Genomic DNA, 14,242 nt, shown 5'->3' with positions numbered 1-14,242 from the left:
GAAATGACCTGCTTATTCGCACCTTCCCTAAGGTACCAGCACTGGCTCAATGGCTACATACGGCACCTGGTTTACGATTACGATATAAAAGCTCAAGGATGATGAATTCTTTTCTTTATGATTTCGACGTTATTTGTCTCCTGCAACACCACGGGGTTGCTATAACCAGCGACGAACCCGTTGGGTATAGCGTTCCCATTCCAACCCGAAACGTTTTCGAAGCTGTACCTCTTCAACATGGATATGTAATCTGGCTACTACAAACATAAACAACGGTACAGCAAGTATCCCCACCAGGCTGCCAAAGCAGAGAGCAACGGATAACTGGAGCCCGCTCATTCCAAGGTAAATAGGGTTTCGACTCCATGCGTAACAACCGACAGTTACCAGCTTGGTGGTTCTATCCGGATGAAGCGGATTAAGCGTCGTGCCGTTCGTGCTCATCTGCCAAGCGGTGTGCAGTATCATGGTAATACAAACACCGGTCAGCAACACGCTTAGCACTATATTCACGATGTCGAAGGTAAAACGCGGGATTGCAGTCAACACATCAGTGACGAAAAACAGCAATAAGATGAGTGGGGGCGGAAACCATACTCTCAATCGAGTCACGAAGTTACGCATTACACAGACCTATCTCTGAACTAAGCAGCCTGATGGCTGCAAAATGAAAATCCAGTCCTTGCCATTCCTATAGTGACCATGAATCTGACATTATATGCCTGATCTGAAAAGTTATTTTTTTCATAACTGTCCTTATAACGGTGCGGGGTCAGTCCACACCTCTGTTCAGGTGAACAAATTCAGCAGACCACTTCACTGTTAAACCTGTGGCGATTCAGGGTGCCATGTGTATGGCACCTCATCTCTTATTTACTTATTGACTCCGTTACCGCCTGCCAGGTTATAAAGCCACCACTCAGATTATATGTCCTGAAGCCGTGGGCCTGAAGAATACGGTATGCCACATGCCCGCGCAGGCCACTCTGGCACCCTATAAAAATCTCTTTATCTTTAGGCACTTTTTCAAGATTCTCCCGCAGGGAATCCAGTGGAATGGATAGCGCGTCAGGATATTCGCCAAATTGTTTCAGTTCGGCAGGAGAGCGAATATCAAGTAAACAATAACTGCCCGGTTCCCGTTGTAACACATCGCTGACATGACATATGACCGTATCTCCTTTCATTACATTTGTCGCCACCATACCAGCCTGGTTAACGACGTCCCTTGCACTGTTAAAAGGTGGAGCATAAGTCAGCTCAAGATGTTCGAGATCGTTGACGGTAAGCCCCGCGCGCTGTGCGACAGACAGGACATCGATGCGTTTATCAACCCCTTTTTTCCCTGATGCCTGAGCCCCGAGAATTTTACCGGTATCGGGGCTGAACAGCAGTTTCAGACTGATCATCGTTGCCCCCGGGTAGTAACCGGCATGATCAGCGGCATGGACGTAAACCTTCTCGTATCGGGTGCCATGAACTTTCAGCTGCTTTTCATTCGCACCGACGCTGCCAATACTCAGCGAAAATACCTTACAAATGGATGTCCCCTGACTGCCATGGTAAAGGCTGTGACGATCTAGCATGTTATCAGCAGCAATGCGTCCCTGGCGGTTGGCGGGCCCTGCCAGAGGAAAATTAGCGGGTTCCTGAAAGACAAAGTCTGGAGTTTCAACGGCATCCCCCACGGCGTAGATGTCAGGGATACTGGTCTGCATACAGGCATTGACGCTTATGCCTCCCCGTTTACCCACTGCGAGCCCGGCTCCTGTGGCAAGGCTGTTCTCAGGTTTTACCCCGATGGCGAGAATAACCATGTCGGTCTGCAGAAACCCACCCTCAGACAGTGCAACGCGGAATCCCGTCTCTGTCCGCAGTACCTCGGTGAGCGCCGTTCTGAGACGCAGATCCACGCCATGACTCCGGATTTCCTGATGCAGGGCAGATGCCATTTCAGGATCAACCGGAGCCATAACCTGTTCCCCCATCTCCAGCAGGGTCACACTGATCCCCCGTTCGCTCAGAGCCTCCATCACTTCAAGTCCGATAAATCCCCCCCGACAAGCGTGGTGTGAGCTACGTGATGTTGCTCAATCCACCCCAGGATAGCATCCATGTCAGTAAGATTTCGCAGCGTAAAGACACCCTCTTCCTGTAGCCCGGGCAAAGGAGGGACAACCGGAGCGGCGCCGGTACTGAGGAGCAGACGATCCCATTCTTCGCTATAGACCTCCCCTGAGGTCAGATTTTTAACCGTCACCGTTTTATTAACCGGATCCACTGACGTCACTTCATGACAGATACGGACGTCTATGTTAAAGCGGGATTTAAAATCCTCCGGGGTTTTCAGAATCAGTGACTGCCTTAAAGGAATTTTTCCGCCTATATGATAAGGTAATCCACAGTTGGCGAAAGAGACATCGCTTCCCCGTTCAAACACAACAATACTGACATCCTCTGATAACCGACGAGCTCTGGCTGCAGCGGATGCCCCGCCGGCAACACCACCAACAATCACTATTTTCATTACATCCTCTCTGTTCACCCGGGGCAAAAATGCCTGCCAGATATAATCGTTTCCCCGGGCCGGCAGGACGCTGCAGACCTGACGAACACGATGGCAAAATTACGATACCGTTAGTATACTAAATTATATTATATAAAAACACATAGTATGAGAAATCAGCAATGCTCATGAATGAAGACACAAAACGTCAGACAGATATGAAGAATGCGGCCCTGAGGGCAGCAGATGTCTTACGGGGACTGGCCAACAGCGACCGGTTGCTGTTGATGTGTCAGTTAAGCCTGGGGGAAGCGAATGTGGCCGGGCTGGAAGCGGCGGTCGGTATCACTCAGCCGACCCTGTCCCAGCAGCTGGGTGTAATGCGCCGCCTGAAGCTGGTCGAGACCCGACGGGCAGGTAAAATGGTATATTACCGTATTGAGGATAACCGTATCATGACGTTGTTAAATACCTTATATGATCTCTACTGCCCGCAGGCAGGCACCGGTAAAGGAAGCCATAACAACGAATAATATGATCCTGCTTTCCCCGTAAACCGTTTTATCCATGCATCATTAACCCTGTTCAGGCTGTGAAATGCCAGACCGGAACCTGCGATACCTTAACGGGAAAACAACAGTGGTCCGGATATACCAGCCGATGATGCCCGTCACGGACTGTATTTCTCGTTCACGCATTCACTGATTAACCCACTGATTCAATGGTGTTTAATACTGTGACGGTCAGAAAAAACAGCCACAGGAACACGGATGATTCTGCACTGTCAGTAATAGCCTGTGGCTGACAAACCGTTTTTTCTGCTGCCACGGGGTGACATTATTCAAGCAGGCTACGCAACATCCAGGCAGTTTTCTCATGTAACTGGATACGTTGTGTAAGCAGATCTGCTGTGGCTTCATCATTCGCATTATTAACGAGCGGGAACAGGGAGCGTGCAGTTTTAACCACGGTCTCCTGGCCCTGGACAAGATTTTCAATCATGTTTTTTGCTGCCGGAATATCCTTATCTTCATTAACCGCTGTTAAACGTGAAAATTCATGATATGTGCCGGGCGCGAAGCATCCGAGCGAGCGTATACGTTCAGCGATATCATCAACGGCAGTGGCCAGCTCATTGTATTGATTTTCAAACATTAAATGTAAGCTGTTAAACATGGGGCCAGTTACATTCCAGTGATAGTAATGTGTTTTTATATACAGGGTATAGGTGTCAGCAAGAAGCCGGGACAGGCCGTCTGCAATCTCCACCCGGGATGATTCAGCAATACCAATATCAATGATTTGTTTACTCATAACTACCTCTTACACGGTTTCAGTGGAATATACGATATGCGATTATTCTTTCCGGTCTGAGCAAAACACGCCTCAAATTTTTATAATAACCAGGTACACCTGTCGTCTGTCACACTAGCGATGCGCCAGAGCAATATCCTGCGACGGAACAATGAATTTCGCCGTGGCACGTGCCACTGTCTGCTGTCCTTTTGTCAGCCATGCTTCAAGCAGGTAAATCCCCCTGCGTTGCCCAAGCAGTCTGGCACATACCATCAGTTTGTCTCCGGTACAAACGGGTGAAATGAATCTTACCGTCAGTTCAGCCGTCAGGGCTTGCACACCCTGCATGAACAAACAATGAGTCATTGCTGCATCCAGCAGGGTACTCGTCATTCCGCCATGTAAAAGACCCGTATACCCCTGATGCCTGTGATTGGCCGTGTAGTCCGCACATACAGAGCCATCCGGGTGCTCTGAAAACATTAAGTTCACCGTATCAGGGTTGTTGTCGCGGGAACTACAGACCATACAACAGGTATGGGCCTTTCTGGCATCAAGATAACAATTCATCTGTTTCTGCTCAGCGTCCGGTTGTACTGACGGGAGGCATCCGGAATTCAGTCAGCTGAGGGGCTCCCCCGGCATCATTACTGCCTCCTCCACACATTCCGGCTCCTGGTTTATACACAATACGGGTCTGATAAAAATCACCGCCCGTGATGAAATAAACTCATGAATGGCAACAGCGCCCGTTTCCGTGATGATGCTGACGCCCACCCTGGCACGCATTTTCTGCTGTGTTCCCGTCAGAGTGACAGCATTTTTTCCCTTTCGCCTCATGATGAAAGGACTGGCGTCCCTGCTCCGGCTTATTCAGTTCAGTCAGAACACGGGTATCCGGATCACACAGTTCAGTGAACAAACGACGACCACAGTCAGTCTGGTACACCGCGATCTGATGCCCCAGTAATTTACCCAGCATCCGTTCCCCGATGTTACGGACCACAACGCGGCTGACTTGCTGTTGAACCAGCAGGTCAACCAGCTTCCGTTTACCTGAACAATCTGCGCCCAGCGCGGGATTTTCTGTCCGGCTGAGCTCCACACCGCGCTCATCCACCAGGACAAGGTGACTCGCTTTGGTAAAATGATTTGCTACCCGGTCGTCATTCACTGGAATGGCTGTGATCATCTTGTGTAACTCCTTCCCTTTCAGAGTGCATTATTAAGGCCTTGCCCTGAGTGAGACAGTCCACAACCTTAAAACGGGCTGCTTTCAGGACATTGGCCAGTGTCTGCCTTGAAACCCCCATTGCAACAGCCGCTTCCTGCTGTTGCATGCCCAGTAAATCGACCAGCCGTAACGCTTCAAACTCATCTTCTTTTAAATGAACATGTTCAAGCTGGCTCATCGGTCGCGCATTGGGCTTAAAACAGGTATCCGCAGGGCGGCCACAGATGTTACGGGGAATTCTGGGTCTTGGCATGAAGGCTCCTTATTGGCATATGCTATATATACACTCATAAACTGGCATATGCAATATACTCTGCTCACCGGTGGAGAATTTTTTGCTTTACCCTGGAGTCTGTAAGTGGGCAGCAGGTCATGAGAGATGAAGAGAAAGAAAACAGATACTGTATAAGACTCAATTTAAAGTGCTGCCATAAGGGGGTCGTCTCAGAAAACGGAAAATAAAGCACGCTAAGCCGGTGGCAGCGGTCGCAATGGCCTGAACTTCCCCGCACCGACCTTGGCACTGCTGCGCCATAGGTAATCGCCGGTCAGGTTGATATGCTCCCACCCCAGCGGGGACAGATATTGCAGCAACGTGTCGTCCAGCGCCTCGCCCTTATTCAGCCCCGCATGGACGCGGCGGCGCAGCTCCACGCTTTGCAGCCAATCCAGAATGAACAGCGTGCGCTCGATGCGCCCATACATCCGCACCTTGTCGTTGATCGCCTTGCCGGAAGCCTGGAACTGCTGTTGATGCTTGTTCTTGGCCGCATTGAACAGCTTGCCGATGATACGGTCGTGAAGGTCGATGATTTCATCAGTGACGGTGGCCATGCCCTCGATGGCCAGTGCTACCAAGGTGGCGTAACGCCGCTGCGACTCGAACTTGGCCAGGTCGGCGGGCGTCATCTGGCCGCCTTCGCGGGCGATCTTGAGCAAGCGGTTTTGGTGTACCTGCCGTTCGATGCCAGCAGGTAGGTCAAGCGCCTGCCAGGCTTTGAGGCGTTCGATGTGTTCAAGCATGTGGCGCGAGTTTGGCTTGGCGGGCGATTGGCGCAGCCACGCTAGCCACGTCATTTTGCTACCATCCTTGCGCTTGAGCAGTTCGTCCAGGCACTGGCGATGGACAGGTATCAAGGAATCGGCCAATGCCGCATGGATGCTTCGGTTGGCACGGGTAATGGCCTCGGCGCTTGCGCGCTCGATGGCATTCATGGCGGGTAGGATGATGCTCTGCCGCCGCAGGTTTTCAACAAGGGTGCTGGCCAGCACAATGCCTTTGTCTGTTTGCAAGGCCAGTTCGGTCAATGTATGCACGGCTTGCCGGTAATGACTCATGGTGAAGGGCTTGAATCCAAACACCGTTTGCAGCTCGACCAAGTGCTCCCGCCGTGTCTGCTCGCGCTGGCCGTAATGGTTCCAGCTTCCCACCGGCACCTTGAGTTGTGCGGCCACCATGCGCAGCAGGGGCAGAAATGGAGGATCATCGACGCCCAAGAAGATGCCAGGGAATCGCAAGTAGCAAAGCTGCACGGCGAAGCCCAATCGATTCGCGGCGCCGCGACGCTGACGGATCACCGACAGGTCGGTTTCGTTGAACGTGTAGTGCCGTATCAGTTCGTCTTTGGCATCTGGCAGTGTCAGCAGACTTTCGCGCTCGGTGGCGGACAGGATTGAGCGGCGTGGCATGGTCAGTCTTCCCGCAGGTACTGGTACAAGGTTTCGCGGCTGATGCCGAAGTCACGGGCCACCAAGGTTTTCTGCTCGCCTGCCGCAACTCGCCGTTTCAACTCGGCAATTTGTTCGCTGTTCAGCGATTTCTTTCGTCCCCGGTAGGCCCCGCGCTGCTTAGCCAGCACGATTCCCTCGCGCTGACGTTCGCGGATCAGAGCGCGCTCGAACTCAGCAAAGGCTCCCATGACCGACAGCATCAGATTGGCCATCGGTGAGTCCTCGCCGGTGAACGTTAGCCCTTCTTTGACGAACTCCATGCGCACGCCCCGTTGTGTCAGCCCTTGGACGATGCGGCGCAGGTCATCAAGGTTGCGTGCCAACCTGTCCATGCTATGCACCACCACGGTGTCGCCCTCGCGGACGAAGGCCAGCAGCCTTTCAAGTTCGGGACGTTGTGTGTCCTTGCCTGAAGCCTTATCGGTGAATACCTTGCCGACTTCTATTTGTTCCAGTTGTCGATCAGGATTCTGGTCGAAGCTGCTGACGCGAACGTAGCCGATACGTTGACCTTGCAAGATGCCTCCAAAGGTAAAAATGTCAGGATGAAATCTATTACCCTTGGCTGAATGTGTCAATAAATATAAATTAATACCCTACTCTGACGTTGTTTGTGCTCAACATCTGACATCAGGTTAGGGTTAGTCTTAACTGACACCACCTCCCAGGGCCTGATATAAAGCAACACTATCGACTAGGCGTTGTGCCTGGACCGCAACCATATTGATCCGGATTGACTGTGCCTGTTGCTGCGCGATGAGCAGTTGCAGGTAGCTGGCCGCGCCCAGCCGGTATTGCCGCTCGACCGACTGCAAGGAGGCCTGTGCAGCCATATCAGCGGCAGCGAGGGCAGTCAAAGTTTGTGCATCGCTTTCCACCGCGCGCAGGGTGTCGGCGACGTTACGCAAAGACTCCAATACGACGCTCTGGTAATTGGCTACGGCGGCATCAAAAGCGGCGAGCGCCGCTCTTTTTTCAGCGGGTAGCCCTGGATTAAAAAGAGGCTGGGTGAGCTGCGCAACCAGGCCCCACACTGCCGAGCCACCACCGAACAGGGCACCGGTGGTCAGCGCCTGAGAACCAAGGTTGGCGCTCAGGTTGATCTGTGGGTAGAGCTTGGCGACAGCCACACCATAGTCTGCATTGGCCGCATGCAACAGCGCCTCTGACGCCTGGATATCCGGTCGGCGGCGCACCAGTTCTGAGGGCACGACGAGCGGCATCTCGACGGGTAGAGTGAAATCGGCCAGAGTGAAGGCCGGGATGCCACCCGTGCCTGGGGCACGACCGGCTAGCACCGCCAGTAGATGTTCGGTTTGTTGCAGTTGTTTACGCAGCGCAGGCAGTTCTGCCCGCGTTTGCTCCGCCTGAGCTTGTAGGCTCAACGCTTCATCAGGTGAGGCCTGACCGATACGCACGCGTTCATGGGCCAGGCGCAGTTGCTCATCCTGCACGCGCAAAATGGCAGTAGTGGCTTCTAGTTGCGCGGCGAGGCGTGCTCGGGTAATGGCAGCGGTTGCCATGTTGCCGGCAAGGGCCAGGCGCGCAGCATTCAGTTCGAAGCGACGGTAGTCGGCGCGAGCAGCCAAGGCTTCGAGTGCGCGCCGGTTGCCGCCAGCCAGATCGAGGTTGTAATGCACGCCAACGCTGGCGTTGTAGAGGCTGAATTGACGTGCGTCTCCGCTCAACCCTTGGCTACTGGGACTCATTTGCTGGCGCTGAGATCCCAGTGCGACATCTACCTGTGGATATTGCGTCGAGCCCGCCTGTGCGGCAAGAAGCTCCTGCGCCTGTCGCAAATTGGCGCTGATGCTCGCCAGCGTCGGGCTGACATGGAAAGCTTCGTTTATCAGTCCGTCGAGTGCGGATGAACCCAAGCTTTGCCACCATTGCGTTTCGATCGGAAGCCCTTCGACTAGACGTTGTGTTTCGCCGAACTGCGTGGGAGCGGACACGGTTCTATCAGCTACCGGTGTTGCAGTGTAGCGAGCCACATCGGGTGCGGTGGGACGCTGAAAATCAGGGCCGGCGGCGCAGCCGGCCAGACCGGCGGTGACCAGACCAGCTACCAGGTAAGTTGCCGCAAGCCGTCTTTCGAGGCTGATGGGGCGCTGGCATGTTTTAGCGTGCTCCATAAAAATGCTCCACGAAAGGTTTACGGAAAGCTTGGTGGCAGCCCAAGCAGCTTTCCTGCACGTGGGCGAATGATTGGGTCACCGCCTTGCCGTCGCTGCTCGCAGCAGCCAGCTTCATGGCCAGCGCCGCCTCGTGAGTCTGCGCGTCAAAGTTTCTGAACTTGGTCGCATCAGCGCCGAGGTAAGCAAGGATGCGCATTTTTTCAGTAAGCGGTGGCTCGGGGTGTGCAGCAACTTTTGGGGCGAGCTGAACGACCTGAACCCATTCCTCCTGCGAAATCGCACCGGTAATAGCCTGCATGTTGCGCCCGAGTTCCTGCATGATCTTGCGTAGCGCCAGTGGCTCAACCTGGGTAGCGTCACCAGCCCAAGCTGGCAACTGAAAACCCCATAAAAGCAGGCAGGCCGTAACGGTCAGGGTGATAGTTCCAAATGCGTGGCTGTGTTTGCGGTGGGTCATGAAATTCTCCTGTAATTCAATCGTTCTCTCATTCGAACTCCCGCCCTTCGCCAGCTTCCTCATGGGTCACGCCGTCGCGGATGTGGTAGATGCGCTTGAATGTGGGGATGATCTTTTCGTCATGGGTGACGACGATGATGGCGGTCTCGAACTTCCGGGCCATGTCGTTGAGGATGCGGATTACAGCCATGGCGCGCTCGGAATCCAGCGGCGCAGTGGGTTCATCGGCCAGGATCACCGGCGGACGATTGACCAGTCCGCGCGCGATGGCGACCCGTTGCTGCTCGCCACCGGAGAGTTGCGAGGGCATTGCGCGAGCTCGGTGTTGCACATCAAGCGCTGTGAGCAATTCCAGTGCCTTCGCGCGCGACTCTCCATTCGCGACGCCTGCAAGCATCGGCAGCAGCGCCACGTTGTCGGTGACATCGAGAAACGGAATCAGGTACGGCGCCTGGAAAACGAAACCGATCTTGTCACGCCGTAAGGCGCGCAGGTCGCGGACTTTCCAGCCATCGGCGTAGATCACTTCATCGCCCAGCGTCATGCGACCGGCGGTCGGTTCGATCACCGCACCCAGACACTTGAGCAGCGTGCTCTTGCCGGACCCGGAAGGGCCGATCAGTCCCACCACTTCACCAGGCGCAACATGCATATTCACGTCTCTCAAGGCAAAGACAGCGGTGTCACCATCGCCATACCGCTTGCTTAAACTTTCGATGTGTATCCCTTTGCCACTCATCTCAACCTCCAATGGCTTCGGCCGGATCGACCTTGAGTGCTATGCGAATGGCGACGAGGCTAGCTAGAACGCAGATCACGAGCACGGCAAAAAAACCGGCGACAGAATCCATTGGCGTGAGCAGGACATATTTTGGAAAAGCCGGTGCTGAAAAGGTGGCTGTGATCTTGCCGACCACGAAGCCAATCACGCCCAGGGCGAGCGCCTGCTGCATGATCATCGCGGCGATGGTTCGGTTGCGTGTGCCGATGAGCTTCAACACCGCGATCTCACGGATTTTGTCCATCGTCAGCGAATAGATGATGAAGGCAACGATGGCCGCGCTAACGATGGCCAGAATCACAAGGAACATGCCGATCTGCTTGGCCGAGGTGGCGATCAGCTTGCCGACGAGGATGTCTTCCATCTGTGCCCGGGTGTAGACCGTCAAACGCTTCCAGCGCTGGATGGATTCGGCAACCTCGTCCGGCGCATGACCAGGTTTCAGAGTGACCAGCACGGCATTGACGAACGCGTTGCTGCTCTGTGAAGCAATCACGGCATCCAGCAAACCTGGATCACCGGGTCGATTGAAGACCGGGTTGGCTTCGGTGCGACGCCGGCTTTGCCAGATGGCATCGTTGTCCTTGAGGAACTGGGCCTCCTGGGCATCTTTGAGCGGAATGAATACCATCGGGTCGCCGCTGGACGACACCATACGCCGTGTCAGCCCCACGACGGTGTAATGATTGCGGCGAATGGTAAGACGATCTCCCAGTTTGAAGCCGGTGGCGATGTCGGCCACAGCCTCGTAGTGACCGCGCGTGATCTGGCGTCCAGCGACGAGATAAGGAGGCCATCCGGGTGTAGCCCCCAACGCACCGGGCGCGATGCCGACCACCATGGTGCGTACATCACTCTCGCCCTTGCGTACCTGCATGGTCAGGTAGGTCGCGTTCGCTGCCTGTGAGACTCCCGGCATGGCGAGAATGGCGCGATACACGTCATCGTTGAGGCTGGACGACTCCGCATAAGGACCCAGAGTATCCTTTTGCACCACCCAAAGGTCAGCGCCACTGTTGTCGAGCAACGCCTTGCCGTCGTCCACCATGCCTCGGTACACCCCAGCCATGACTAGGGTGACGCCGATCAGCAGACCCAGACCGATGCCGGTGAAGACGAATTTCCCCCAGGCATGGAGAATGTCGCGGCCGGCCAGGCTGATCATCGTGAAACTCCCGGGATATGCTCGACCACATGGATGCGGCTGCGCGCCGTCAGTGCCTTTTCGCTATAGGTCACAACCTGGTCCCCATTCTTGAGCCCTTCGCGCACCTGCACGTAACCATTGAGGTCGGAAGTGCCGAGCTTGACCGGGGAGAAATGCAGATCACCATCCACGATTTGCCAGACACCAACTTTATCGCCTTCACGCTGGACGGCAGCGTTGGGGATCAGTGGAGCGGCCGGGAGCGCCGGCAAGTCAACCGTGACTTCGGCCAGTTCACCCACTGGTGGCAAAGGTTCTGGTTTGTTATCGAATGTCACCTTGGCAAGCGTTTCCTCGGTTACCGCGTCGGCCTTGGGTTCCACCCGCAGCACGCGACCTTTCAAGGTCTGGCCACCACGCGAACGCAGGACGATATGAGCCGGCAGCCCCCCAGCCAGCCCCGATGCGCTGATCTGGTCGAAGCGCACATTGATCCACAAACTCTTGGGGTCGATCACTTCCACCACGGCCTGGCCCGCGACGATGGTCGTGCCGGGATCGGCATCGCGCACGGCGACTACACCGTCGACCGGCGCGATCAGGCGCAGATTGCTCCGCTGCGCGACGAGTGCTTCGCGGTCGGAGCGTGCCCGGGCAATATCTTCCCGAGCGGCGGATAGGGCGGCATCGGCGATCTGCAGTTCCTGCCGCTTGGTGGTGACGATTTCCTCGCTGGTCGAGCGCACCGCAAACAATTGCTCATAGCGGCGCGCCTGGGTTTGCGCGTAGGCTTGCCGGGCTTCTGCCTCGCGCAAAGCCGCTTCCGCCCGCTTGAATACAGACTCCTGTGAGCGCACCCGATCATCAAGGTCGACCGGCTCCATCTCGCCGAGCACCTGTCCGGCCTTGACCTGGTCGCCTACATGCACCTCCAGGCGTTTGACGCGCCCGGCAAACGTCGGCCCGATCTTGTAGGTGTAGCGCGCCTCCACCGTGCCGATGCCGAACAGCGCCGGTGTGATAGCCCGTGATTCCACGCTTGCCACCGTCACAGCGACCGGGGCGAGCGGCCCTGATCGCAGACCGACATAAATAAAAAGCACCAGCAAAGGAATGATGACGGCAAGCAGTGCCAAGGTGCGGCCTTGCAAGGGTAACTTTTTCATTGCGCACTCCTTATGCCACGCCGATAAATTGCAAAGACGCGCGGCGCATCGCGGTGCATACGTCCCACATCACCCGCCAACAGCGATTGCATGACCAAGCCCTGGATCGTGCCAATGAACAGCGTTGCCGCCGCCTCGTTGTCAAGCGAGGGAGACAACTCGCCGCTGGCCTTGCCTTTCTCGATGAGACGATGCAAACGTTCGCTGTAGCGCTGAATCAAGGTTTGCACCATGCGCTTGGCCGGTGTCGATTCGGCACGCTGAAGCTCACCAAACATCATTCTTGGCACGCCTGGGTGCTCAGCTACGAATTCGATATGACTCATGAACATCGCCTCCATGGCTGCCAAGGGCGACTCGATTCCTTGTGCGGATCGATCGATTCTGGCTAATAGGCGCTCTGCTACCCACTCCATGACCGCCTGCCAAATGGCTTCCTTGTTCGGGAAGTGCCGAAACAGCGCACCCTGGGTCAAGTTCATGTGTTTAGCGATAGCCGCAGTGGTTATCTCGCTTGGGTTTTGTGAACCGGCAAGCGCCACGACGGACTCGACAGTTACGGCACGACGTTCATCGGCCGGCAGATGCTTTGGATGGGTGTCCACGAGCACTCCTGGTAAGATAGTAATTGATTACTATCTTACCACAAGAGGCAACTCAAACAAGAGAAAACCCGACGTACTCGTCAATATCTAGAGTCTGCAATGGGCTTAACGTGCTTTATTTTCCGTTTTCTGAGACGTCCCCAGTATGGCAACCACGATCAGTCTGCTGGAGCCGGTTATAGCCGCACTGCTGGCCGTTGTGCTCGTCGGTGAAAGGCTGCCGCCTTCCGGATGGGCAGGCGTCGGACTGATAGTTGCGTGTCTGGGGCTCATCACCGTTCCGGCTGGAAAGTTACGTTTCAGTCTGTTCCGGCAACGGAAAGAAAACTTTGAAATCGCAAAAAGGAAAGAATTATGAAAGATAAAGCGTCATTTGACTCATTTTCGGCTCTCGATATGCGTGCCGGTACCATCATCAGGGTTGAGGAGAGTAAAACATCAAAGCCCACCTGGCGCATGACTATTGACCTAGGACCAGAACTGGGAACAAGGGTGTCATGCGGTGCGTATACTAACTATGCAGCAGAAGACCTGCAGGAAACGCAGGTAATCTGCATCGTCAATCTGGGTACCATGAAGATGGGACCTGAAAAGTCAGAGGTGCTGGTACTTGGTGTGTCTGATGGTTCAGGCGGGACGATCCCGCTGACGACAGAAAAGCGCGTCGATAACGGTGAATGCGTTTTCTGAAAATCGGCAGATAAAGCCACGTATGGGCAAGAAAATGCTTCCTAAAAATTTCAGTGAATATGTCTGCTTATCGCTCAAAGCTGCCTGTCAAAGTGGTCAAGCTTCACATAGCTCAGAGGTACAAAAAATAACCTTAACGAATGGAAGGGACTTCCCCTGGATATGCGCCTGATTAACTCTTGTGCAATCATGGGGTAAACATAGCCCCGGAGGGATTCGTTATGACCATCACGACTGTCGGTATCGATCTTGCTAAAAATGTGTTCGCTGTTCACTGCGTTGACCAACACGGTAAAACTGTTCTGGTTAAACCCAAAGTATCGCGTGCTGCCCTTCCTGAGCTGATTGCCAGTTTACCTCCCTGTGTTATCGGGATGGAGGCATGCTCCGGGGCTCACTACTGGGCAAGGTTGTTTCGGCAATATGGTCATGAACCACGGCTGATGGCTGCTAAATTTGTATCTCCTTACCGCATGGCCGGTAAATCAGGC

At 54.6% G+C, this 14,242-nt stretch carries 14 protein-coding genes and 4 pseudogenes; 4 read left to right on the top strand and 14 right to left on the bottom strand.

All coding sequences use genetic code 11. The features are described from left to right. Window positions 1–159: 159 nt before the first annotated feature. Together FDX01_RS21710 and FDX01_RS21705 are read right to left on the bottom strand one after the other, a co-directional pair. Entirely contained in the window at window positions 160–624 is a 465-nt protein-coding gene (locus FDX01_RS21710) for an isoprenylcysteine carboxylmethyltransferase family protein (RefSeq protein WP_001243598.1), read from the bottom strand. Between the two features lie 245 nt (window positions 625–869). Continuing rightward, window positions 870–2,527 (bottom strand): annotated as a pseudogene (locus FDX01_RS21705) (FAD-dependent oxidoreductase). A gap of 161 nt (window positions 2,528–2,688) precedes the next feature. On the opposite strand from FDX01_RS21705, the gene FDX01_RS21700 reads away from it, so the two are divergent. Further along, window positions 2,689–3,039 (top strand): metalloregulator ArsR/SmtB family transcription factor, encoded by a 351-nt coding sequence (locus FDX01_RS21700; protein ID WP_000928911.1) that lies wholly within the window; start codon window positions 2,689–2,691, stop codon window positions 3,037–3,039. Window positions 3,040–3,343: 304 nt separating this feature from the next. Here the strand turns inward: FDX01_RS21700 and FDX01_RS21695 are convergent, their stop codons facing one another. The 12 genes and pseudogenes from FDX01_RS21695 to FDX01_RS21635 all read right to left on the bottom strand — a co-directional run bounded on the left by FDX01_RS21695 (window position 3,344) and on the right by FDX01_RS21635 (window position 13,061). Next, window positions 3,344–3,820 (bottom strand): Dps family protein, encoded by a 477-nt coding sequence (locus tag FDX01_RS21695; RefSeq protein WP_000043177.1) that lies wholly within the window; start codon window positions 3,818–3,820, stop codon window positions 3,344–3,346. A 114-nt stretch (window positions 3,821–3,934) separates the two neighbouring features. After that, entirely contained in the window at window positions 3,935–4,285 is a 351-nt protein-coding gene (locus FDX01_RS23210; RefSeq protein WP_023135766.1) for a PaaI family thioesterase, read from the bottom strand. Window positions 4,286–4,532: 247 nt separating this feature from the next. Then, window positions 4,533–4,994, bottom strand: coding sequence for a NifB/NifX family molybdenum-iron cluster-binding protein (locus FDX01_RS21685; RefSeq protein ID WP_000626969.1), 462 nt, complete (start codon window positions 4,992–4,994; stop codon window positions 4,533–4,535). Further along, a complete protein-coding gene (locus FDX01_RS21680) occupies window positions 4,969–5,289 on the bottom strand; it encodes a DUF134 domain-containing protein (RefSeq protein WP_001137910.1) in 321 nt (106 codons plus the stop codon). Before FDX01_RS21680 ends, FDX01_RS21685 begins: the two co-directional genes overlap by 26 nt. 401 nt (window positions 5,290–5,690) lie before the next feature. After that, window positions 5,691–6,725, bottom strand: a pseudogene (locus FDX01_RS21670) (DUF4158 domain-containing protein); the annotation flags it as partial. Between the two features lie 2 nt (window positions 6,726–6,727). Further along, complete coding sequence (locus FDX01_RS21665) at window positions 6,728–7,285, bottom strand: recombinase family protein (protein WP_016236504.1); 558 nt, start codon at window positions 7,283–7,285, stop codon at window positions 6,728–6,730. Window positions 7,286–7,414: 129 nt separating this feature from the next. Further along, entirely contained in the window at window positions 7,415–8,902 is a 1,488-nt protein-coding gene (locus tag FDX01_RS21660; RefSeq protein ID WP_011784757.1) for an efflux transporter outer membrane subunit, read from the bottom strand. Further along, window positions 8,889–9,362 (bottom strand): cytochrome c, encoded by a 474-nt coding sequence (locus tag FDX01_RS21655; protein ID WP_016236502.1) that lies wholly within the window; start codon window positions 9,360–9,362, stop codon window positions 8,889–8,891. Before FDX01_RS21655 ends, FDX01_RS21660 begins: the two co-directional genes overlap by 14 nt. 28 nt (window positions 9,363–9,390) lie before the next feature. Next, entirely contained in the window at window positions 9,391–10,101 is a 711-nt protein-coding gene (locus FDX01_RS21650) for an ABC transporter ATP-binding protein (protein WP_004393997.1), read from the bottom strand. A gap of 1 nt (window position 10,102) precedes the next feature. Then, window positions 10,103–11,308 (bottom strand): ABC transporter permease, encoded by a 1,206-nt coding sequence (locus FDX01_RS21645; protein ID WP_000624215.1) that lies wholly within the window; start codon window positions 11,306–11,308, stop codon window positions 10,103–10,105. Then, window positions 11,305–12,456: an efflux RND transporter periplasmic adaptor subunit gene (locus tag FDX01_RS21640; RefSeq protein WP_016236501.1), complete on the bottom strand. Its 1,152-nt coding sequence runs from the start codon at window positions 12,454–12,456 to the stop codon at window positions 11,305–11,307. The genes FDX01_RS21645 and FDX01_RS21640 overlap by 4 nt, the downstream gene beginning before the upstream one ends. After that, on the bottom strand, window positions 12,453–13,061 hold the full coding sequence (locus tag FDX01_RS21635; RefSeq protein WP_000379506.1) for a TetR/AcrR family transcriptional regulator: 609 nt from the start codon (window positions 13,059–13,061) through the stop codon (window positions 12,453–12,455). Before FDX01_RS21635 ends, FDX01_RS21640 begins: the two co-directional genes overlap by 4 nt. 142 nt (window positions 13,062–13,203) lie before the next feature. On the opposite strand from FDX01_RS21635, the pseudogene FDX01_RS21630 reads away from it, so the two are divergent. The 3 genes and pseudogenes from FDX01_RS21630 to FDX01_RS24050 form a co-directional block, all read left to right on the top strand. After that, window positions 13,204–13,419 (top strand): annotated as a pseudogene (locus FDX01_RS21630) (EamA family transporter); the annotation flags it as partial. Continuing rightward, window positions 13,416–13,751, top strand: a complete 336-nt coding sequence (locus FDX01_RS21625; RefSeq protein ID WP_016236507.1) for a hypothetical protein — start codon at window positions 13,416–13,418, stop codon at window positions 13,749–13,751. The pseudogene FDX01_RS21630 and the gene FDX01_RS21625, both read left to right, overlap by 4 nt. Window positions 13,752–13,972: 221 nt before the next feature. Further along, window positions 13,973–14,242, top strand: a pseudogene (locus FDX01_RS24050) (IS110 family transposase); the annotation flags it as partial.

Source organism: Citrobacter sp. wls613, assembly GCF_005281195.1.
GTDB lineage: Bacteria > Pseudomonadota > Gammaproteobacteria > Enterobacterales > Enterobacteriaceae > Citrobacter > Citrobacter gillenii.
Note: the sequence above shows the minus strand (reverse complement) of the source record. Positions and strands in the feature narration are given on the sequence as shown.